Origin of the sequence: Glycomyces salinus, from assembly GCF_016428645.1 — a bacterium.
In the GTDB taxonomy this organism is placed as follows: Bacteria; Actinomycetota; Actinomycetes; order Mycobacteriales; family Micromonosporaceae; genus Glycomyces; species Glycomyces salinus.
On sequence record NZ_JAELXW010000005.1, the window covers coordinates 1 to 21,788 of the forward strand.

At 69.9% G+C, this 21,788-nt stretch carries 16 protein-coding genes and 2 pseudogenes; 8 read left to right on the forward strand and 10 right to left on the reverse strand.

From position 1 onward, the window contains the following. Positions 1 to 386: pseudogene (locus tag JFB92_RS02115) on the forward strand (PQQ-dependent sugar dehydrogenase); the annotation flags it as partial. 49 nt (positions 387 to 435) lie between these two features. On the opposite strand, the gene JFB92_RS02120 reads toward JFB92_RS02115, so the two are convergent. From JFB92_RS02120 to JFB92_RS02140, 5 genes are read right to left on the reverse strand one after another with little or no spacing between them, the layout of a single operon-like run. Then, positions 436 to 1,332 carry a DUF302 domain-containing protein gene (locus JFB92_RS02120; RefSeq protein WP_199034409.1) on the reverse strand — a complete coding sequence of 299 codons (897 nt, stop codon included), beginning with the start codon at positions 1,330 to 1,332 and terminating at the stop codon, positions 436 to 438. A 21-nt stretch (positions 1,333 to 1,353) separates the two neighbouring features. Then, complete coding sequence (locus JFB92_RS02125; RefSeq protein ID WP_199034410.1) at positions 1,354 to 2,259, reverse strand: carbohydrate ABC transporter permease; 906 nt, start codon at positions 2,257 to 2,259, stop codon at positions 1,354 to 1,356. A 10-nt stretch (positions 2,260 to 2,269) separates the two neighbouring features. After that, complete coding sequence (locus JFB92_RS02130; protein ID WP_199034411.1) at positions 2,270 to 3,193, reverse strand: carbohydrate ABC transporter permease; 924 nt, start codon at positions 3,191 to 3,193, stop codon at positions 2,270 to 2,272. 34 nt (positions 3,194 to 3,227) lie between these two features. Next, on the reverse strand, positions 3,228 to 4,628 hold the full coding sequence (gene ngcE / locus JFB92_RS02135; RefSeq protein WP_199034412.1) for an N-acetylglucosamine/diacetylchitobiose ABC transporter substrate-binding protein: 1,401 nt from the start codon (positions 4,626 to 4,628) through the stop codon (positions 3,228 to 3,230). A gap of 26 nt (positions 4,629 to 4,654) precedes the next feature. Beyond that, entirely contained in the window at positions 4,655 to 5,590 is a 936-nt protein-coding gene (locus JFB92_RS02140) for a MurR/RpiR family transcriptional regulator (protein ID WP_199034414.1), read from the reverse strand. Between the two features lie 134 nt (positions 5,591 to 5,724). On the opposite strand from JFB92_RS02140, the gene JFB92_RS02145 reads away from it, so the two are divergent. After that, positions 5,725 to 6,681, forward strand: coding sequence for an N-acetylglucosamine kinase (locus JFB92_RS02145; RefSeq protein WP_199034415.1), 957 nt, complete (start codon positions 5,725 to 5,727; stop codon positions 6,679 to 6,681). A gap of 4 nt (positions 6,682 to 6,685) precedes the next feature. On the opposite strand, the gene JFB92_RS02150 is transcribed toward JFB92_RS02145, so the two are convergent. Then, entirely contained in the window at positions 6,686 to 8,041 is a 1,356-nt protein-coding gene (locus tag JFB92_RS02150; protein WP_199034416.1) for a GH1 family beta-glucosidase, read from the reverse strand. 26 nt (positions 8,042 to 8,067) lie between these two features. Beyond that, positions 8,068 to 9,171 (reverse strand): carbohydrate ABC transporter permease, encoded by a 1,104-nt coding sequence (locus JFB92_RS02155; RefSeq protein ID WP_199034417.1) that lies wholly within the window; start codon positions 9,169 to 9,171, stop codon positions 8,068 to 8,070. Between the two features lie 50 nt (positions 9,172 to 9,221). Between JFB92_RS02155 and JFB92_RS02160 the strand changes: the two genes are divergently transcribed. Continuing rightward, on the forward strand, positions 9,222 to 10,442 hold the full coding sequence (locus JFB92_RS02160; RefSeq protein ID WP_199034418.1) for an RNA-guided endonuclease InsQ/TnpB family protein: 1,221 nt from the start codon (positions 9,222 to 9,224) through the stop codon (positions 10,440 to 10,442). A gap of 131 nt (positions 10,443 to 10,573) precedes the next feature. On the opposite strand, the gene JFB92_RS02165 is transcribed toward JFB92_RS02160, so the two are convergent. Together JFB92_RS02165 and JFB92_RS02170 are read right to left on the reverse strand one after the other, a co-directional pair. Next, the gene (locus JFB92_RS02165) at positions 10,574 to 11,557 is read right to left on the reverse strand and encodes a carbohydrate ABC transporter permease (protein ID WP_199034419.1); all 984 of its coding nucleotides are present in this window, start codon (positions 11,555 to 11,557) and stop codon (positions 10,574 to 10,576) included. 78 nt (positions 11,558 to 11,635) lie between these two features. Continuing rightward, a complete protein-coding gene (locus tag JFB92_RS02170; protein ID WP_199034424.1) occupies positions 11,636 to 13,060 on the reverse strand; it encodes an extracellular solute-binding protein in 1,425 nt (474 codons plus the stop codon). 280 nt (positions 13,061 to 13,340) lie between these two features. Here JFB92_RS02170 and JFB92_RS25175 point away from each other — a divergent pair. Then, a pseudogene (locus JFB92_RS25175) lies at positions 13,341 to 14,492 on the forward strand (ROK family protein); the annotation flags it as partial. A 56-nt stretch (positions 14,493 to 14,548) separates the two neighbouring features. On the opposite strand, the gene JFB92_RS02175 reads toward JFB92_RS25175, so the two are convergent. Further along, complete coding sequence (locus JFB92_RS02175; protein WP_199034426.1) at positions 14,549 to 15,580, reverse strand: LacI family DNA-binding transcriptional regulator; 1,032 nt, start codon at positions 15,578 to 15,580, stop codon at positions 14,549 to 14,551. Positions 15,581 to 15,869: 289 nt separating this feature from the next. On the opposite strand from JFB92_RS02175, the gene JFB92_RS02180 reads away from it, so the two are divergent. From JFB92_RS02180 to JFB92_RS02195, 4 genes are read left to right on the forward strand one after another with little or no spacing between them, the layout of a single operon-like run. Beyond that, the gene (locus JFB92_RS02180; RefSeq protein WP_199034429.1) at positions 15,870 to 18,095 is read left to right on the forward strand and encodes a discoidin domain-containing protein; all 2,226 of its coding nucleotides are present in this window, start codon (positions 15,870 to 15,872) and stop codon (positions 18,093 to 18,095) included. A gap of 20 nt (positions 18,096 to 18,115) precedes the next feature. Next, positions 18,116 to 18,625, forward strand: a complete 510-nt coding sequence (locus JFB92_RS02185; RefSeq protein WP_199034431.1) for a discoidin domain-containing protein — start codon at positions 18,116 to 18,118, stop codon at positions 18,623 to 18,625. A gap of 20 nt (positions 18,626 to 18,645) precedes the next feature. Then, complete coding sequence (locus JFB92_RS02190; protein WP_199034433.1) at positions 18,646 to 20,793, forward strand: discoidin domain-containing protein; 2,148 nt, start codon at positions 18,646 to 18,648, stop codon at positions 20,791 to 20,793. A gap of 59 nt (positions 20,794 to 20,852) precedes the next feature. After that, positions 20,853 to 21,764, forward strand: a complete 912-nt coding sequence (locus JFB92_RS02195) for a DUF1996 domain-containing protein (RefSeq protein ID WP_199034435.1) — start codon at positions 20,853 to 20,855, stop codon at positions 21,762 to 21,764. Positions 21,765 to 21,788 lie beyond the last annotated feature (24 nt).

The window sequence follows — 21,788 nt, forward strand, 5'->3', positions numbered from 1 at the left end:
CCGGCGACGGCGAGATCATCGCCCGCGTGGTCTCCCAGGAGGACACGAACGACTGGGCCAAATCGGGGGTCATGGTCAAGTCCGCCGCGACCGCGGGCGCCGACTACGCGGCGCTGATGCTCACCCCCGCCAACGGCGTGCGCCTCCAGGTCGGTTTCGACACCGACGTGGAGGGCGATCCGCTGGCGGCCGCACCGGTCTGGCTGCGGCTGGTCCGGAGCGGGAGCACGGTCACCGCGTACCACTCGGACGACGGCCAGGCGTGGACCGAGTTCGCGACGACCACCGTCGAGGGCCCGGCCACGATCGGCCTGTTCGTGACCTCCCACGACGGCGGCGAACCGAACACGACCGTGTTCGACTCGGTCGAGGTGTCCTCGACTTAGGGGTAAGGGGAGACGGGGCGGTGCGGGTTCTCCCGCACCGCCCCCTCGCCTATTGGGGCAGCGCGGCCGCCCAGGCGGTCTCGGACAGGGCCGTGCTCATCTCGGTGCCGACGTCGCCGAGTCCCTCACCGAACACGATGGAGAGGGGCATCGGATCGAAGTAGCTGATGACGCCGTTGCCGGAGTCGTCGGCCCAGACGTGCAGCGGCACCGGGTTGAACATGCCGGCCTCGGGGGCCTCGGCGAGCCGGTCCTCGAAGGTCGGGCCCTCACCCTCGTACGCGAGGAGGAGCGTGGCAGTGCCTTCTTCATAGGGCAGCTCATCGAGCACTCGCAGGCCCTCCGGCTCGGCGGCCTGGGCCAGGGACTCGGCCAGTTCCTCCGCCGGGACCTCGGAGTTGATCTCCGTGTAGGTGGCGGTGGCGCTGGGGCCCTCCTCGGGTTCGGTCCCGGTCGCCTCGGTCACGGCCTCCGCGACTGCGGCGGACAGGGCCGTGCCGTGCTCGGCGAGGCTCTCGTCCTCGCTGTCTACGGCGACCAGCAGCGGGGCCGGGTCGAAGTAGGCCGCGTGGGTGGTGTCTCCGTCGCTCCAGGCGTGGACGCGCACCGGCTCGGCCGCGCCTTCGCCGGAGGCCGAGCGCTCGTCGCCTCGGGCCGAATCGGCGCCGTCGACCAGGTGGCCGCACCACTGGTCCCCCGCTTCGGAGGAGACGGAGTCGAGTCCGGCCTCGCCCAGGGCGGTCTCGAGGTCGGCGCAGAGGGTCTCGATGTCCTTGTCGGAGGCGGCGGTCATCAGGCTCGTGCTGTGGTCTTCGTAGTCGGGGGCGGGCCCGAAGGGTCGGTCATCGGTGGGGATCGGCGGTTCGGGTTCGGCCTCGGAGGTGCATCCGGCGGCCAGCGCGACGACCGCGAGGGCTGCCGCCAGCGCGGTTCCGGCTCTGGTCATGGGGTGTCTTCTCTCCTCGGGTCATTTGATCGCTCCGGCGGTGAGCCCGGCTTGGATCTGTCGTTGGAAGATGACGTAGGCGATGAAGATCGGGATCATGGCGAGCACGGTCCCGGCGAACAGGGCCCCGGGGTCTCCTTCGTAGCCCTGCCGCAGTGCCAGGTTAGCCAGTCCCTGCGAGATGACCGCGTCGTCGGGGTCCCGGTTGAGCAGCACCAGGGGCAGCAGGAACTGGTTCCACTGGCCGATGATGTTGAAGATGGTGATGGCGATCAGGCCGGGCTTGGCCATCGGCAGCATGACCCGGAAGAACAGGCGGTAGTGTCCGGCGCCGTCGATGAGCGCGGCCTCGGCGACGCCGCTCGGCAGGGTCCTGAAGAACGCGGTCAGGAAGAACACCGTGAACGGCAGCGAGTAGGCGATGTAGACCAGGATCAGGCCCGGGTAGGTGTAGAGCAGGCCGACGTTGTCCAGGGTCTTGAACAGCGGGAACAGGGCCAGGAACACCGGGAACATCATGCCGCTGGCGAAGCCGAAGTACAGCAGTTTGTTGCCGGGGAACTGGTAGCGGGCCAGGACGTAGGCGGCCATGGCGCCCAGCAGCATGGTGCCGGTGACCGAGAAGACCATGACCTGGAGGGTGTTGAAGAAGTACTGGCCGATGTGGGCGTTGTTCCAGGCACTGACGTAGTTCTCCCATCGGAACACGGAGGGCAGGCCGAGTGGATCGGAGGCGATCTCGCGCTCGGACTTGAACGAGGTCAGCACGATCCACACCATCGGGACGATGATCATGACCGCCCACAGCCAGAGGAATCCCTGGGAGAAGACGTTCATGATCGCGCCCTCGCGCTTGGGCTCCTTCTGGGGGGTCCGCTTCTCGGCGGGCCGGGCCGGGCCGGCGGTCTCGGGGGTCTGGGTGGCCATCACTCGCTCCTCAGAATTCGATCTGCTCGCGTCGGCCGGCGCGCAGGGTCACGACGGCGAGCGTCATGGCGGCGAAGAACAGGACGACTCCGAGCGCGGAGGCGAATGCCTGGTCGGCGAACTTGAACGCGTACTTCCAGATGACGCCGCCGACGACCTCGCTGGCGCCGTCGGGTCCGCCCTGGTCGGGGGTCATCACGTAGATGAGGACGAACACGTCGAGGGCGATGATGCTCAGGTAGATCCAGGCGGTCTGGACCGACTCCCACAGCAGCGGGAGGGTGATCTTGAAGAACAGCTGGAACCGTCCGGCGCCGTCGATGATGCCGGCCTCGTAGAAGTCGCGCGGGATCGTCGCCATCGCCGAGGAGAAGTACACCAGGTAGAACCCGACCGAGCTCCACACCAGGACGCCGATCACGCAGGCGAGGACCAGGTCCTTCTCGGCGAGGAAGCCGTTGACCGGGGCCGGGAGGCCGAGCGCCTGGAGGCCGCTGGCGAACAGGCCGCCGAAGCTGGGCGGGGCGTACACCTGCTTCCACAGGATGCCGATGATCGACAGCGACAGGACCTGCGGGAAGAAGTAGACGATCTTGTGGAATCCGGCCCCGCGCACGCCTTCGATGCGCCCCTGCCGGGACCGTCCCCCGACGTTCAGCATGAACGCGAAGAACAGCCCCATGGCGATGGTGACGATCGGCAGCACCACCAGGATGATCCCGGTGTGCTGGAGCGCGGGGATGACGAACCGGTCGTCCTTGAACAGGTTGATGTAGTTGTCGAAGCCGATGTAGTCGAACTGGTTGGTCGATCCGCTCCAGTCGGTGAATGAGATCTGGAAGGCCTGGGCGAACGGCAGGATGACCAGCCAGGCGTACAGCCCGACCGGCAACACCAGGAAGCTCAGGATGAACGGGTACTTGCCGTGTCTCATGAGTGCTCTGCTCTCCCAGGCCCTCTGCTCTCTGCTACTCGTCGTGGGTGAAGTGCTCGATGGAGTCGTCGGCGGCGGTCTCGTCGGCGACGGTCTGCATCCGGTCGAGGAACTCGTCGGGATTCGACTCGCCGGACATGAGGGCGCCTAGGGCGGGCCGGACCTCCTCGTCCATCTTCGAGTACCAGAAGCGGAACTGCGGCTGGAACAGGTCGTCCGGGTTGGACACCAGCTCGTCGGTGAGCTGGGCGGCCAGGTTGTCGAGCTCGACGCCCTTGACGACGGTGGCGGCCGAGACGGTGTCGCCGAAGATCTGCGCGCCCTCCTGGGAGAGCATGATGCGCAGGTACTCGTAGGCGCCCGCCTTGTTCTGGGCCTTGTCGGGGACGATGAACGGCTCCTCGCCGCCGGCGCTGATCAGGCCCGGTTGGGCGCTGCCTTCGAGGTAGGGCACGCCGATCGGGGCGTATTCGAAGTCGTCGGGCGCGATGCTCTTCTGCTCGTTGGGGAGCCAGGATCCGACGGGGATGAACGCGGCCTTGCGCTCGTTGAAGGCGGTCTGGGACTGGATGTGGTCCAGGCCCGGGGCGCCCTCGAGGACGTAGCCGTCCTCCCAGAGCTTGTACATGGCCTCGGCGGCCAGGCCGACCGATTCCTGGCTCCAGGCGTCCGGTTCGAGGTTGTCGAGGTTCTTGAGGACGTCGACGCCGCCGTGGCGGCCGGCCAGCATCAGGAACATGTCGTACAGGTACACCGGGTGGACGCCGGTGTAGACCCAGGGGGCGATGCCCTCGGCCTGGATGTCCGGGCAGAGGTCGAGCATCTCGTCCCAGGTCTCGGGGACGGGCCAGCCCATGTCGGTGAACAGCTTGTTGTCGTACCAGATCGTCCACGCCGAGAAGGCGTAGTTGAGCGCGTAGACCTTGCCGTTGAAGGTGCCCTTGGCCAGCGAGCCCTCGCGGAGGGTGTCGCGGACCGGGACGTCCGGGTCGTCGAAGGAGGGCGCGTCCAGCAGCGGGGTGAGTTCGGCGAGCTCCCCGTCGTTGATGAGCGAGTCGATCGGGATCTCCTGGGCTCCCGAGTTGTCGATGACGTCGGCCGGTTCGCCTTGGGCGAAGCGGGGCTGCTGGGTCTCGGAGATCTGCTGGGTGGCCAGGTGCTCGATCTCGGCGTCGGGGTACTTGGCCTGGTAGAGCTTCTGGTGCTCGACGGCGTACTGGTCGCCGAAGCCGCCGTCGAAGATGACGACGTCGAGCGGCGCGGCCGGGTCGACGTCGAACGGGTTCTCGGCGTCCCCGCCGACCGAGACGTCTTCGGTGTCCTCGTCGCCGCCGCTGGTCGCGCAGGCGGCCAGCGAGGAGGCGGCGATTCCCGCCGCCGTGGTTCCGAGCAGCCGGCGGCGGCTGAAGTTGGTGCTGGGTCGTGAGTTCCTCATGGATTCGCTCCTTAGAGAGGTTGTCTTTAGTTGGAGCTCGGTCGGATCGGCCGGTGGCCGACCACGGCTCGGGCACGGGATTCGAGAGCCTCCATGGCCTCGGGGAAGCGCCGCTGTGCGACGGCGACGTGGACGAGGTCGGCGACCAGGAGCTGGGAGTGCCGAGAGGCCAGCAGGTCCGCGCGGTGGCCGGCGCGCCTGGCGGCCGAGACCAGGCTGACGTCGGCGACCTCGCCGAGCGGCGACTCGGGGCCGGCGGTGACGGCGACGGTGAGCGCGCCCCGGCTGCTGGCCTCGCTGAGCATCTCGATGGTCTCCACGGTGGTCCCCGAGTGGGAGATCGCGATCGCGACGTCGCCCTCGCCCAGGAGGGCGGCGCTGGCCAGGGCCTCGTGGACCTCGGTCCAGACCCAGGCGGCCACGCCGGTGCGGTAGAAGCCCATCTGGAGTTCGCGGGCGACGACGGCGCTGGTGCTGACGCCGTAGACGTCGACGCGTCGGGCCGCGGAGACGGCGGCGGCGACGCGTTCGACCGCCTTCAGGTCCAGGGTGTCGACGGTGTCGCGGAGCATGGCCGCGTCCACGGTCATGAGCTGCTTGAGGACCCGGTCGAGGGGGTCGTTCGGGGAGATCTCCTCCCCGATGTTGATGTCCCAGCCGGTCTCGCTGCGGGCGGAGTTGCGGCCGGTCTCGGTGGCGATGGCGACCCGCAGCGCAGCGTAGCCGTCGTAGCCGAGGTGGCGGCAGAACCTGGTGATGGTGCCCGGGGAGGTGTCGCTGAGCTCGGCGAGGTCCATGATGGTGGCGTGGGCGGCCCCTTCGGGGTCGGCCAGCACCTGTTCGGCCACTCGGGACAGGGCCTCGGACAGCTCCCCGGACTGGCGGCGGATCCGCTCCAGCACCCCGGGACCGGACGGCGCGCGCTCGGCGTCATCGGAGGCCTCGGCGGCACTGCGAACCATCTGTGGTCCCCCTCACGTGGATATGTCAAGAAAAACTATTATCCAGGAGACCCTAGTGTCAAGATCACAAGAATTATTTTTACAAGCGATCGAGTTGCGATTGTGTAACGCGGCGCCGCGAGGAGAATGAACCCATGACTTCCCCCCTGTTCCTCGGCATCGACGCGGGCGGCACCCGCACCCGCGCGGTGCTCGCCGACGGCGACGGCCGGATCCTCGGCACCGGCGAGTCGGGAGCGGCCAACGTGGTCGGCCCCGAGCAGGACAAGGCCATCCTGCGCATGGGCGAGGCGGCCGCGGCCGCCCGCGGACCGATCGGCCCCGAGCGGATCGGCGCGGTCTGCGCCGGAGCGGCCGGGCTGCTCGCGCTGCCCGGTTCCGGCGAGATGCTCGGACGCGAGCTGGGAGCGGTGCTCGGCACCGACTGCCCGGTCTCGTTCATCGGCGACGCGGCGACCGCCTTCGCGGCCGGGACCGCCGAACCGGACGGGGCGGTCGTGATCGGCGGGACCGGCGCCTCGGCCTTCGCCATCCGCTCCCACACCGCGATCGCGTCGCGCGCCGACGGCTACGGCTGGCTGCTCGGCGACGCCGGGTCCGGATTCTGGCTCGGCCGCGAGGCCGTCGCGGCCACGCTGCGACACCTCGACGGGCACGGCCCGGGAGGCCGGATGGTCCAGGCGGTCATCGCCGACCTCTCTCCCTCGGCCCGCACCTCCGGCGCGGTCGTCGGGCGGTGCATGGCCGACTCGCCGGTCCGCCTGGCCCGCTTCGCGCCGGTGGTCTGCGAGGCGGCCGACGGCGGCGACGAGCTCGCCGGATCCATAGTCGACCGGGCCGTCGGGCACCTGGCCGAGACCGCCCGGTCGGTGGCCGAGCCCGGCCTGCCGCTGGTCCTGGCCGGGGGCCTGCTGTCGGCGGACACGCCGCTGGCCCGCGGCGTGCGGGAGCGCCTGGCCGCCGAGCGGCCCGACGCCCCGATGCCGACCGGCGCCCAGCCGGTGCGCGGCGCCGCCTGGCTGGCGGCGGGCGCGCTGGAACCGGACCCGGAGGCCAGGCGGCGCCTCCACGCCCGGCTCATGGGCGCCTGAACGCTCAGTCTCCGTAGAGGGCCTCCCCTCCGGAGGCGATCACGCCGCGGTACCAGCCCGCGCTGCGCTTGGGCGTGCGCTTCTGGGTCCGGTAGTCCACGTGGACCAGGCCGAACCGCTTGGAGTAGCCCTCGGCCCACTCGTAGTTGTCCAGCAGCGACCACACGAAGTACCCGCGCAGATCCACGCCCTTCTCGATCGCCTCCCCCGCCGCGCGCAGGTACCCGGCGAGGTAGTCGATCCGCTCGGCGTCGTCGATCTCGCCGTCCTCGCCGACCCGGTCGTCGAAGCACGCGCCGTTCTCGGTGACGTACACCGGCAGTTCGGTGTACTCGCCGCGCAGGCGCAGCAGGACCTTGCTCAGGCTCTCGGGGTTGATCTCCCAGCCGAAACCGGTGACCGGCCCGTCCGGGGGCAGCGCCCGGGTGCCGAGCGGATCGGTCTCGTCGGCGGTGATCCGCATGTGGTGGTAGTGGTTGACGCCCACGAAGTCCAAGGGCGCGGCGATGGCCTCCAGGTCGCCGTCGGCGACCGCGTCGAATCCGCCGGTGTGCCGGAGCTGCCACTTCACGTCCTCGGGGTAGATGCCCTTGAACAGCGGGTCGAGGAACATCCGGTTCCCCTCGCCGTCGGACAGCAGCGCCGCCGCGCGGTCGCCCGGGTGGTCGCCGGCCGGGTCGACGTCGGTCATGATCACCGCCGTGCCGACCCGGGCGCGGGCGGCGTTCTGGCGGATGGCCGCGACGCTCAGCCCGTGGGCGAGATTGAGGTGGTGGGCGGCCCTGATCGCGGCGGTCAGGTCCCTGCGGCCCGGGGCGTGCACGCCCCGGTAGTAGCCCAGGAACGACGAGCACCACGCCTCGTTGACAGGGATCCAGTCCTCGACCAGGTCACCGAGGGCCGCAGCGGTCCGCGCGGCGAAGTCGGCGAAGCGGAACGCGGTCTCGCGCTCGGGCCAGCCGCCCTCGTCCTCCAGCACCTGCGGCAGGTCCCAGTGGTAGAGGGTGACCGCCGGCCGGATGCCGCGGGCGGCGAGGTCGGCCAGCTGCTCCCGGTAGAACTTCACCGCCTCGGGGTTGAGCTCGCCGCGGCCCCGCGGCTGGAGGCGGGCCCACGAGACCGACATGCGGTAGGAGCGCAGGCCGATGTCCTCGGCCAGCCCGAAGTCCTCCCTCCAGCGGTGGTAGTGGTCGCAGGCGTCCTCGCCGGTGTCGCCGTCCCTGGTGTTCCCGGGGACGGAGGCGAAGGTGTCCCAGATGGACGGTTCGCGGCCGCCGAGCTTGGCCGCCCCCTCGATCTGGTAGGCGGCGGTGGACGCGCCCCACAGGAAGTCCTCGGGGAACGGGCTGGCTGGACTCATATGCGTCTGCTCCTCGGTCGGGTGGTTCACTTGTCGACTCCGGTCACGACGATCCCCCGGACGAACACGCGCTGGGCCGCCAGGAAGATCGCCACCGGCAGCGCCAGCGCCAGGAGCGCGGCGGCCAGGATCAGGTGGGGTTCGGTGTTGTAGACACCGCTGAAGTAGCTGAGGCCGACGCCGATCGGGACGATGTCGCGGTTCCCGGCCAGGTACAGCAGCGGCTCGAAGAAGTCGTTCCAGGCGTAGAAGAAGTGGAACAGGCTCACCGCCGTCAGCGCCGGGACCGCCTGCGGCACGATCACTTTCAGGAACGTCCGGATCGGACCGGCGCCGTCGATGCGGGCGGCCTCCTCCAGTTCCCTGGGGATGGTCAGGAAGTACTGCCGCAGCAGGAACACGTTGAAGGCGTTGGCGAAGAAGTGCGGCACGATCAGCGGCAGGTAGGTGCCGACCCAGCCCATCTGGAGGAACACCGCGTACTTGGGGACCAGCGTGACCGCCGGAGGCAGCAGGATCGTGGCCATCAGGACGCCGAACAGGACGCCGCGGAAGGGGAACCGGAACCGCGCGAATCCGTAGGCGACCACCGCCGAGGACACGACGGTGGCGACCACGGTGGTGAGGGCGTAGAACAGCGTCCATCCGGTCAGGCGCAGGAAGTCGATGGTGTCCCAGGCTTCGGCGAAGTTGCCCCACTGCGGGGAGAACTCGACGACCGGGTCGAGGGTGCGCCAGCGGCCCTCCCAGGTGATCGGGCCCGCCTCGGGGTCGGCCGGGTCGATGACCAGGCTCGACTCGCGGCCGGGTTCGAGCAGGGCCAGCTCGCGGACCGTGCCGTCGGGCATGGGCACCGAGTAGACGTCGTACTCCTCGCCCTCGTACTCGAAGGCGGCCTCGGCCACCGGCAGGACTCCGGCGTCGGGGTCGGAGACCTGGTCCTTGTCTTTCAGGGAGGTCACGGCCCCGTACCCCAGAGGCATCAGGAACAGCATCACCAGCAGGAACGCGCCCAGGGTGGTGCAGCCGGCCCACAGGATGCGCTTGCGGCGGCGCCGGAGCGCCGCCTCGCGCGGGTCGGGCGCGGCGGTCCGGTCCTCTTCGGTCCGTTCGGGGGCTGCGACGGTCATCGGTCCCTCCGTATGGATGCCCTGCCGTTGAGGGCTGGGAGGAGACGCGAGTGATCGGCTCCTCGTGGTCCCGCGCAGCGGGGCTGTGGGCATCGGGCTTGTCGTACCCGCCCGATACGGTTTCCGTTGTGCATCTCCGGTATTCCTTTCGGGTCTATCCGACCCGTCCGCAGCGGCAGGCGCTGGCGCGGACGTTCGGGTGTGTTCGGACGGTCTACAACGACGCCGTAGCCGCGCGCCGAGCCGCACACAAAGCGGGAACGAAGTACCCGTCCGGGGTCGCCCTGGCCAGAACTTTGATCACGGACGCCAAACGCACGCCGGAGCGAGCCTGGCTCGGCTCGGTATCGGTGGTGCCTCTGCAGCAGGTCCTGCGACACTGCGACCGGGCTTACCGGAACTTCTTCGAGTCCCTGTCCGGCAAGCGCGCCGGCGGCAGGGTCGGGCCGCCCCGGTTCAAGCGCCGTTCGGGTACCCAGACGGCCGAATACACGCGACGCGGATTCAGACTCAAAGGCAACGGGCGGCTCTATATCGCCAAGATCGGCGACCTGAAGGTGGCCTGGTCGCGGGAGCTTCCGGTCGAGCCGACCTCGGTGACGATCGTGAAGACCGTCACCGGGAAGTACTACGCCAGCTTCGTGGTGGCCGTGGACGACGACGAAACACTGGAACCGGTCGAGACCGAGACCGGGATCGACCTCGGGCTCACCTCGTTCGCGGTCCTGCGCGGGGGCAGGACGATCGACAACCCCGAGTTCTTCCGCAAGATGGAGCGGAAACTCAAGCAGGCCCAGCGGGCCCTCTCGCGCAAGCAGCGCGGGTCGGCCAACCGGGAGAAAGCCCGACTCAAGGTCGCCAAGATCCACGAAAAGACTAGAGCCAGACGGGATGACTGGCTGAACAAGCAGGTGGCGACACTGGTGCGCGAGAACCAAGGCATCTATGTCGAAGACCTGAATGTTCGCGGGCTCAGTCGCGGCCGGGCAGCGAAGTCGATGCACGACGCCGCGCTCGGGAAGTTCCTGACCCTCCTGGAGTCGAAGGCGGCCCGCACCGGCCGCACGTTCGCTCGGGCGGACCGGTGCTTCCCGTCCACACAGTTGTGCTCGGCCTGCGGTGCACTGACCGGCCCGAAGGGCCTGGACGGATTGCGCCACCGCACCTGGCGGTGCGGGTGCGGAGCCGAGCATGACCGTGATGCGAACGCTGAGATCAACATTCGTCGGGAAGGCCGACGATCGGTCGCCGAGGGACACGCGGAGACCTGAAACGCCTGCGGAGGGCCGGTAAGACCGGGGAGACCCGGCACGGCCCGTCGAAACAGGAACCCACCCGTAGACGGGCCGCCCCGCGCGGACCGCAAGCCGGGAATCGGCCACCTTCAGGCAGGTCGAGGATGTCAAGATCGCTCCGATCCGTAGTGGACCCAGTAGCGCGCCGTGCCGAACAGGAGCGCGGTCAGGGCCGCGACGACGATGAAGATGAACCAGGCCAGGGCCGCGCCGTAGCCCATGTTGCCGAACACGAATGCCTGCTGGTAGAAGTGCACGAGCAGGAACCGGCTGCCGCCCTCGGGGTGTCCGGTGGCGCCGAAGAGGACCCAGGGCACCACGAAGTACTGCATGATGAGCACGCCGCCGATGACGAGGTTGTAGAACATGACCGGCGACAGCAGCGGCAGGGTGATCGAGCGCAGGCGCCGCCACCATCCGGCCCCGTCGATGGCGGCCGCCTCGTAGAGCTGGGTGGGGATGCCCTGGAGTCCGGCCAGGTTGATCATCATGGCGTTGCCGACGCCCCACAGGCCGATGAAGCTGAAGGCGAACAGCACCAGGACCGGGTTGTCGAACCAGCGCAGCCCGGAGGTGCCGCTGGCCTGGTAGCCGGTGAGGTCGATGAGCCGGTTGAGCCAGCCGGTCTGGGGGTTGAGCACCTGCTGCCAGATCAGGACCCCGGCCACCAGCGGGATCATCGACGGCGCGTAGAACAGCAGCCGGAAGAACGCGGTGGCCCGCAGGTACCTGGAGTTGAGCAGCAGCGCCAGGCCGAGGGCGATCGCGAGGCTCAGCGGCAGGAACAGCAGGGTGAACCGCAGCGTCACCAGCAGCGAGGACCAGGTGTGGGGGTCGGACAGCGCGCGCTCCCAGTTGCCGAGGCCGGCGAAGGAGGTCTGGTCGGGGTCGGTGAGCTGGAAGTCGAGGACGGAGAAGACCAGCGAGGCGAGCATGGGGATCATCCAGAACAGGACGAAGCCCACGATCCACGGCGAGATGAAGGCGAATCCCCAGCGCGCTTCGCGTCGCTCCATGGGGGTGGCGGGGCGTCTGCCCTCGCGGGACCTGCCGCGCCGGGCGGTGAGCACCGCGTCAGTGAGGTCGGACATGGCTTCCTTCCTTTGAGGGGCGAGCCGGGCGGGCCCAGAGCGCGTTCGGCCCGCCCGGCGCTTCGAGCAGCGGTAAGGTCACTCGGTTTCGAAGACGGCCTGGAGGTCGCCTTGCAGCGCTTCGAGTTCGGAGGGGATGTCGAGGCCCTCCTCCTGGGCGAACCTGGTGGCGTACTCGGCGAGCACGGCCTCGGACTCCAGGAAGTTGGGCATGCCGCCCTCGTGGGAGGGGCTGTCGACGTACTCCATGCCCTGGACGGCGACGTCCCAGTTGATGTCCTGGCCGGAGAAGTTCCCCTCGCCGATGCGGTCGAAGTAGCCGTCCTGGAGGCTGATGCGGGCGGGCATGCCGCCGTAGGTCTGCGTCAGCGTCTCGGCGGCGTCGCCGATGAGGTAGGTGAGGACGTCGAATGCCTCGTCGGGGTGCTCGGTGTCCTCGGTGATGGAGAAGGTGTCGGCGTGGAGCTTGGCGGTGGTCCGCCCGTCGCGGGAGGGGACGGCGGCGGTGTCCCAGTTGCCTTCGAAGCCGGCCATGCAGCAGGTGGCGTACCACAGGTGGGTGTAGCCCATCGCGAGGTTGCCCGATTCGAACCAGGAGCCGGCGCCCATCATGTCCGAGTCCCCGTAGGGGCCGTTGGGCATGAAGTGGTCCTCCCACATGCCGTCGTAGTACCACTGCTGGGCGTCGGCCCAGTGCTGCGGGATCTGGGCGTCGCCCGCGTCGTCGACCAGGGATCCGGCGCCGAAGAGCGTCGATTGGGCGCGGATGTCGGCGAAGACGTTCCCGAATCCGAACTGGACGATGTTGTCGGGGTCGAAGGCCGGGTCGGTGGCGTCGTTGCCTTCGGCGTCGACGGTGAGCCGCATGGCCAGGTCGGTCATGGTCTCTATGTCCCAGGGCCGCTCGGCGCCGTCGGCGTCGACGTAGGGGGCGCCGTACTCCTGGGGCGGGTAGGGCAGTCCGGCCTCGTCGAACAGGTCGAGGTTGACGTACATGAAGGAGGGGAAGACTGCGAAGGGCAGACCGATCTGGCCCTCCTCCTCGATCTGGTAGAAGTCGACCAGGGCCGGGTCGAAGTCGGTGAGGTCGTAGTCGTTCTCTTCGATGTGGGGGGTCAGGTCGAGCCAGGCCCCGGGGAAGGTGGAGCGGCCGCGGATGCCCATGGGGCCGACGATGTCCGGGGCGTCGCCGGTGGCGATCTGGGTCGAGAGGATGTCGGGGGCCTGGTCGGCGTCGACGATCTCGAGCACCAGCTCGATCTCGTCCTGGCTCGCGTTGAACTCCTCGACGATCTGCTCCTGGGCGGGGATGGTGGGGGCGTCCGAGCCCGCGCCCATGCCGACGAACCAGCGGATCTCGGTGCGGCCCGAGGCGGTGCCGCCACCGCCGCCGTCGAGGCAGGCGGTGGCCAGGAGGGCGGCGCAGGCGCCGACTGCGGCGGTGCGGGCGGCGGCGGACCAGCGTGCGCCTGCGGCGCCGCGGGTGAGAGGTTTGGTCCTCATAGGATGCTCCTAGGTCCAGGCCGCCGAAGGGATCGGCGGCTCGGGAGGGATTTTCGGGAAGGTTCCTTTGTGGTTTGACGGTGCCGACACTGGGGCGGCCGCGGCGGTTCGGCCGCCGGGGCCGCCCGCCGCCCGGGGTGCCGAGGGGCGGCCCGGCTGTACGCTTGAGTGGGCGTACACGACTTCCATGTAAGACTTATATTAAGTAGCGACAGTGACGTAGTCAATCTCGGACTCATAACACGAATGTCGCGGAACGATAACGACGAACGGTGGAGCAATGGAACGGCCCCGGCAGAAGACGACGCGAGACCTCAAGCGGAGCAACCGGATTCGGCTGCTGCACACGCTGTACTTCGACGGTCCGCTCACCCGCCGGGACCTGGCCCCGGACACCGGGCTGAGCACGGCCTCGATCAGCAACGCCACCTCCGAACTGCTCGCCGAGGGCGTCCTGCGCGAGGCCGGCAAGCTCGAGTCCGACGGCGGGCGCCCGCAGATCCTGCTCGAGGTCGACCCCGGCCACGCCTACGTCGTAGGAGTCGACGTCGGCGAGACCCACGTACGCGTCGAGCTGCTCGACCTCAAGCTCGGCGAGCAGGCCAGCGCCCAGTACGCCCTCGAACCCGGCCGCCACGACCCGGCCACGGTCATCGAGCACATCGTCTCCGGCGTCCGCGCGGTCCTGGACTCCTCGGATCGGACGCCGGTGCTGGGCGTGGGCGTGGGCATGCCCGGCATCGTCGAGTACGGCCCCGACGCCGTCGTCCACGCCAAGACCTTCGGCTGGGACGAGGTCCCCCTCGGCCGCATGCTGGCCGAGCGTCTGGCCCCCCTGCCGGTCCACGTCGACAACGGCGCCATGACCATGGGCCAGGCCGAGCTGTGGTTCGGCGCCGGGCGCGGAGCGGACAACGCGGTGATCGCCCTGGTCGGATCCGGAGTCGGCTCGTGCATCGTCGCCGACGGGCGGCTCTACCGCGGCTCGGCCTCGAGCGCCGGGGAATGGGGGCACACCACCGTCGAGGTGGCCGGGCGGCGCTGCCGCTGCGGCTGCCGCGGCTGCCTGGAGGCCTATGTCGGCGCCGAGGGCGTGCTGGAGCGGTACCTGGCCGCGGGCGGAGCGGTCGAACTGCCCGAGGCCGACGAGGAGTCGGCCCTGGAGCGGCTGCTGGACTCCGATTCCGAGACCGCGCGCGCCGTGGTCGAGGAGACCGTCGAGTACCTCGGAGCGGGCCTGGCCGACCTGCTCAACCTGTTCAACCCCGAGCTGATCGTCGTCAGCGGCTGGGCCGGGCTGATGCTGGCGCACCGCCGGATGGACGACATCGTGGCCTCGGCGGGGGCCTACTCCCTGCGCCAGCCGTTCCAGACCGCGCGGATCGTGCCCGGCCGCCTGGGCCCGGACGCGGTCGCCAAGGGAGCGGCGACCCTGGTGATCGAGCGCTTCCTCGGGCGCGCCGACTTACGGCCCCGCCGGGGACTGGGTCAGGCGGATTCGCGGATGATCAGCTCCGGTTCGAAGATCACCGAGGCCGGCTCCAGCGACGGGTCTTCGATCCGCTCCAGCAGCAGGCGCACCATCTCGGCGGCCATGCCCTCCAGCGGCTGCCGCACGGTCGTGATCGTCGGGCGGCTGGTCCATGACGGCGCGCTGTCGTCGAAGCCGACGACGGCGACGTCCCCGGGGACGTCGCGGCCCTGGTCCACGAGCGCGTGGACGGCGCCCTGGGCCATCAGGTCGCTCGCGGCGAAGACCGCGTCGATCTCGGGGTGGTCGGCCAGCAGGCCCTTCATGGCCCGCTCACCGCTGCCGTAGGTGAAGTTGCCCTCGGCGGCCGGGACGAAGGCGCACCCGCGCCGGGCCCACGCGTCGAGGTACCCGGCCTGCCGCTCGCTGGCCGCGGGCACGTCGAGGGGTCCGGTGATCGCGGCCGGGCGGCGCCGCCCCAGGGACGCCAGATGGTCGGCGGCCATCGCGCCGCCGTCGGCGTTGGCCAGGTCCACATAGCTGAGCGGGGCCGGCTGCGGCGGGCGGGCGAACCGGACGGCGGGCTTCCCGGCGGCGGAGACCAGCGCCGGGAGCCGGTCGACGGCGCGCGTCGAGATCAGCAGGGCGCCGTCGGCGTTGCCCTGCTTGAGGTAGGCGGCGATCTCGGTCTCGTGGGACTCGTTCTCGGCCAGCATCAGTGCCGGGTAGATGCTGCGGGGCCGCAGCGAGGAGATGATGCCGTTCAGGATCCGGCCGAAGAACGGGTCGGCGAACACCCGGCTGGCGACGACGTTGTCGCCGGGACCGGCCCCGGCCACGACCACGCCGACAGAGTCGCTGCGGCGGGTGACCAGCGAGCGGGCGGCACGGTTGGGGACGTAGCCGGTCGCGGCCACGGCCCGGCGCACCGCCTCCTGGATCTCGGGGTCGACGTTGCGGGTCTGGTTGATCACGCGGGAGACGGTCGCACGCGAGACGCCGGCGACGCGGGCGACGTCTTCCAAGGTCGGGGTGGGTTCTGCGCTCATTGGCAAGTTATAGCACGTCTCGGAGAGCGCTCACCAACTTGCGATCCGGCCCGTCCCGAACCGAGGAGTCGGCAGCCCCGACCCGGAGACCGCGTCTCGATCTGTATAGCCATTGAACTGTGATTTCATGAGCTCATCTCGGCGATGCCCGATCCGGCATCGAGATTCGACTATATCGAAGTTCTTGACAACTTCGAAATCATCGCCGTAGGATGGCCGAAATGGGAGAGCGCTCTCCCATTCAGTTTCCTCCCGAACTCCACAGTCGAGACCCTCACAGGAGCCTCCCATGCAGGAAGAACACTCCCCGCCCAGCGGCGCGTTCAAGCGGCGCGCGGCCCTCGGCGGAGCGGCCGCGGTGGCCCTGGCCGCCGGCGTCGGGCCCGGGACCGCCCGGGCCCAGTCCGCCCCGGCCACCGACCCGTACGACCCCGACCTCGGACCGAACACCCACGTGTTCGACCCGTCCACCCCCGCCTCCCAGATCCAGCAGACCGCCGACGCGATCACCGACCAGATGCGCACCAACCAGTTCGGGACCCAACGCCACGCCCTGCTGTTCAAGCCGGGCTCCTACACGGCAGACATCGACCTGCGCTTCTACACCCAGGTCGCCGGGCTCGGCCTCCTGCCCGGCGACGTCGTCCTCGACGGCCACGTCCGCGTCGAAGCCGACTGGCTCAGCCAGGGCGACGACCCGAACTACCTCGGCAACGCCACCCAGAACTTCTGGCGCTCGGCCGAGAACCTCACCGTCGCCAACCCCGGCGGCCAGATCGAACGCTGGGCCGTCTCCCAGGCCGCGCCCTACCGCCGCGTCGACCTCACCACGCTGGAGATGCAGCTCTGGGACGGCTACCAGGGCTGGGCCTCGGGCGGGTACTTCGCCGACTGCCGCATCTCGGGCACCGTCGTCTCCGGCTCCCAGCAGCAGTTCTTCACCCGCAACAGCGCGCTCGACGGCGGCTGGTCCGGCTCGGTGTGGAACATGGTCTTCGTCGGCGTCCACGGCGCGCCCGCCCACCACTTCCCCGACCCGTCGCACACCGTCGTCGACGCCGCGCCGGTGATCCGCGAGAAGCCGTTCCTCTATGTCGCCCCCGACGGCGAGTACCGCGTGTTCAGGCCCGCGCTCCGCGACTCGGCGAGCGGCCCGAGCTGGACCGCCGGTACTCCCGCGGGCACCTCGGTCTCCCTGGCCGACTTCCTGGTCGTCGTGCCCGGGACCGACGCGGCGACCGTCAACGCCGCACTCGCCGAGGGCAGGCACCTGCTGTTCACCCCCGGCGTCTACGAATTCGACCAGACCCTCCAGGTCGGCGCCCCGGGCACGATCGTGCTCGGCCTGGGCCTGGCCACGATCGTCCCCACCGCGGGCCAGACGGCGATCGCGGTCGCCGACGTCGACGGCGTCTCGATCGCCGGCATCCTCATCGACGCCGGAAGCGGCGAATCCGAGTCACTGGTCCGGATCGGACCGGCCGGTTCGGCCGCCGACCACTCGGCCGACCCCACCACCCTCCACGACCTCTTCGCTCGCATCGGCGGCGCCCACGCCGGACGGGCGGCGGTGAGCGTCGAGATCAACAGCCACGACGTCATCGCCGACCACCTGTGGCTGTGGCGCGGCGACCACGGGGACGGCATCGGCTGGACGGTGAACCCCGCCGCCAACGGCTTGGTCGTCAACGGCGACGACGTCACCGTCTACGGCCTGTTCGCCGAGCACTACCAGGAGCACAACGTCGTCTGGTCCGGCGAGCGCGGCAGGAACTACTTCTTCCAGAACGAGATGCCCTACGACCCGCCGGACCAGCAGACCTGGCGCGCGGGACCGGCCCTGGGGTGGGCCGGCTACAAGGTGGACGACGGCGTGGCCGAGCACGAGGCGTGGGGGCTGGGCAGCTACTGCCTCTTCCTCGACGACCCGAGCATCGTCGCCGACCGCGGCTTCGAAGTCCCCCAGCGCGACGGCGTCCGCCTCACCAGCCTGGTCACCGTCTCCCTCGGCGGCGTCGGCACGATCGCCCGCGTCGTCAACGACACCGGCGACCAGGTCGACGACGCGAACCTCACCAGCTACGTGACCGAGTACGGAGGACAGGGCTCCGGCGGCGAGGCCGAACTGCTCTCGCTCGACCGGCCCGCGGCCGCGTCGTCGGTCGAGAGCCCGGACTACACGCCCGCCGCGGCCGCCTTCGACGGCGACCCCGGAACCCGCTGGGCAAGCGAATTCAGCGACGACCAGTGGATCCAGGTCGACCTCGGATCGATCCGCGACCTCACCTCCGCCGAACTGGTCTGGGAGGCGGCCTACGCGAGCGCCTACGAACTCCAGGTCTCCGACGACGGACATACCTGGACCACCGTCCACAGCACCGCCGACGGCCAGGGCGGCGCCGAGACGATCGCGCTCGACGCCTCCGGCCGCCACGTCCGCATGCAGGGCCTGGAGCGAGCCACCGGCTACGGCTACTCGCTGTGGTCCTTCGACGTCTACGGCAGCGCCGCCTGACCCCGATTTAGGAGCAACCGATGAGACCGACACTGCCACGGAGGGCCGGCCGGGCCGCCGTGCTCGCGCTCGCCGCGGTGACCGCGATATCGACCTGGGCCGTCGCCGTCAACACCGTCCAGGCACAAGAACCGGCCGAGCCGCTCTCGCTCGACCGGCCCGCCACCGCCTCATCCGAGGAGAACCCCGACTACACGCCCGCCGCGGCCGCCTTCGACGGCGACCCCGGAACCCGCTGGGCAAGCGAATTCAGCGACGACCAGTGGATCCAAGTCGACCTCGGATCGATCCGCGACCTCACCTCCGCCGAACTGGTCTGGGAGGCGGCCTACGCGAGCGCCTACGAACTCCAGGTCTCCGACGACGGACATACCTGGACCACCGTCCACAGCACCGCCGACGGCCAGGGCGGCGCCGAGACGATCGCGCTCGACGCCTCCGGCCGCCACGTCCGCATGCAGGGCCTGGAGCGAGCCACCGGCTACGGCTACTCGCTGTGGTCCTTCGACGTCTACGGCAGCGCCGCCTGACCCCGATTTAGGAGCAACCGATGAGACCGACACTGCCACGGAGGGCCGGCCGGGCCGCCGTGCTCGCGCTCGCCGCGGTGACCGCGATATCGACCTGGGCCGTCGCCGTCAACACCGTCCAGGCACAAGAACCGGCCGAGCCGCTCTCGCTCGACCGGCCCGCCACCGCCTCATCCGAGGAGAACCCCGACTACACGCCCGCCGCGGCCGCCTTCGACGGCGACCCCGGAACCCGCTGGGCAAGCGAATTCAGCGACGACCAGTGGATCCAAGTCGACCTCGGATCAATCCGCGACCTCACCACGGTCGAACTGGCCTGGGAAGCCGCCTACGCGAGTGCCTACGAGATCCAGATCTCCGACGACGGCCAGAACTGGACCACCATCCACAGCACCGACTCCGGACAAGGCGGCACCGAGACGATCACCCTCGACGCCTCCGGCCGCCACGTCCGCATGCAGGGCCTCGAACGAGCCACCGGCTACGGCTACTCGCTGTGGTCCTTCGACGTCTACGGCTACGGCGGCGGCACCGGTGACGGCGGCGAGGTGGAAGTGACCGGCGGCCAAGGGGACTGGCAGCTCACCGTCGACGGCGAGCCGTTCACCGTCAAGGGCCTCACCTGGGGCCCGCCGGCCTCCGAGGCAGAGCAGCACATGCCCGACCTCGATTCGATGGGCGTCAACACCGTCCGCACCTGGGGCACCGACGCCTCCACCCTGCCGCTGCTCGACGCCGCCGCCGACCACGACATCAAGGTCATGCTCGGCTTCTGGCTGCTGCCCGGCGGCGGCCCGGGGTCGGGCGGCTGCATCGACTACACCGGCGACGACGACTACAAGACCGGCACGCTGAACGACATCGTCAGCTGGGTCGAGACCTACCGCGACCACCCGGCCGTGCTGATGTGGAACGTCGGCAACGAGTCGGTGCTGGGACTCCAGAACTGCTACGGCGGCGCGGAACTCGAGGCGCAGCGGAACGCCTACACCTCCTTCGTCAACGACGTGGCCGTGGCGATCCACGGCGTCGACGCCGACCACCCGGTGACCTCCACCGACGCCTGGACCGGCGCCTGGCCCTACTACCAGGCCAACGCCCCCGACCTCGACCTGCTCGCCGTCAACGCCTACGACGACGTCTGCGGCGTCGAGCAGGCATGGATCGAAGGCGGCTACGACCTGCCGTACGTCATCACCGAGACCGGACCGTCCGGCGAATGGGAGGTGCCCGACGACGCCAACGGCGTGCCGGACGAACCGACCGACCTCGAGAAGGCCGAGGGCTACACGCGGGCATGGGAGTGCATCACCGGGCACGAGGGGGTGGCACTGGGCGCGACCATGTTCCACTACGGCACCGAGGGCGACTTCGGCGGCGTCTGGTTCAACCTCACCCCCGGCGGCAACAAGCGCCTGTCCTACTACGCGGTGGCCGAGGCGTACGGCGCCGCCCCGCCGTCGAACACGCCGCCGGTCATCTCCTCGATGGACGTGCAGGCCGACGGCGGCGTCCCCGGCGGGGACGAGTTCACGATCGACGTGGACGCCTCCGACCCCGACGGCGACGACATCGAGTACGTGGTGATGCTCAACAGCAAGTACGTCAACGACTCCGGCGGCCTCGCGACGGCCGACTACACCGTGAACGGCGACGGGACCATCACCGTCACCGCGCCGGAGCTGCTCGGGGTGTGGAAGGTCTACGTCTGGGCCGAGGACGGCCAGGGCAACGTCGGGGTCGAGACGCGCTCGTTCGAGGTGGTCGTCCCGGACATCGGCGGCGAGAACCTCGCGCTCGGCCGCCCCGCCACGGCCTCCACGTACCAGGAGTTCGAGGACCTCGACCCCGGCAAGGCCACCGACGGCGACCTCGCCACCCGCTGGGCCAGCGAATGGTCCGACCGGCAGTGGATCCAGGTCGACCTCGGGCAGCGCACCGACTTCGGCACCGTCCAACTGGTGTGGGAGACCGCCCACGCCACCGCTTACGAGATCCAGGCATCCGACGACGGCCAGAGCTGGACCACCGTCCATCAGGTGACCGACGGCGACGGCGGCGCCGACACCGTCGACGTCTCCGCCTCAGGCCGGTACGTGCGGGTGCTGTGCACCGAGCGCGCCACCGCGTGGGGCTACTCGCTCTACGAGCTCGGCGTCTACGCCTGACCCGGCGATCCCGGGGCGGGCCCGCCCGGCCCGCCCCACCCATAGAGAGGAGCAAGATCATGAAGCGAAAACTCGCCGCGGCGGCCGCCGCGGCGCTGGCCCTGGCCGCGTCGGCGGCGGCGCTGTCGCAGACGACCGCGAACGCCGACGAACTGGTGACGCACCACGAGTTCCAGGCCAACTGCACCGTCAGCCACACCGCGGGTGACGACCCGATCGTCTTCCCCGGCGAACCCGGAGCGTCGCACGACCACACGTTCCTGGGCAACACCGGGACCGACGCCCACACCACCCCGGAGTCGCTGCTCTCGAGCGGCGAGACCTCCTGCCTGGTGCCGGCCGACCACTCGGCCTACTGGTTCCCGACGCTGTTCGACGGCGACGAGCCGGCGCTGACGACCTGGCACCAGGTCGTCTACTACAAGTCCGGCATCGAGGACTACACGGCGGTCCAGCCGTTCCCGCAGGGACTGAGGTTCATCGCCGGCGACATGCACGCCACCGCCGAGGAGTTCGAGAACGCCCCCGGCGCCGTCGAGGGCTGGGAGTGCGGTGAGAGCTTCCACAACTACACCTTCCCCGACCACTGCCCCGAAGGCTCGTGGCTGAACATCCGCTACCAGGCTCCGAGCTGCTGGAACGGGGTGGACCTGGACTCGCCGGACCACAAGAGCCACATGGCCTACCCGGTCGACGGCGCCTGCCCGGCCTCGCATCCGGTCCCGGTGCCGATGCTGGAGTTCAAGATCCACTTCCCGGTCGACGGCGACATGTCGCAGGTGACGCTGGCCAGCGGCGGGGCCTCGTCGTGGCACTACGACTTCATCAACGCCTGGGAGCCGGAGACGCTCGCCGCGCTGGTGGCGCACTGCATCAACGGCGGCCTCCAGTGCGACTCGCGCGGCTACGACCTCTACAAGCCGGATCGTGGAGCGGTCCTGGACGAGAACTACGAGCTGATCGAAGGCTAGCCCGACGTGGGGGGGGGGGGGGGC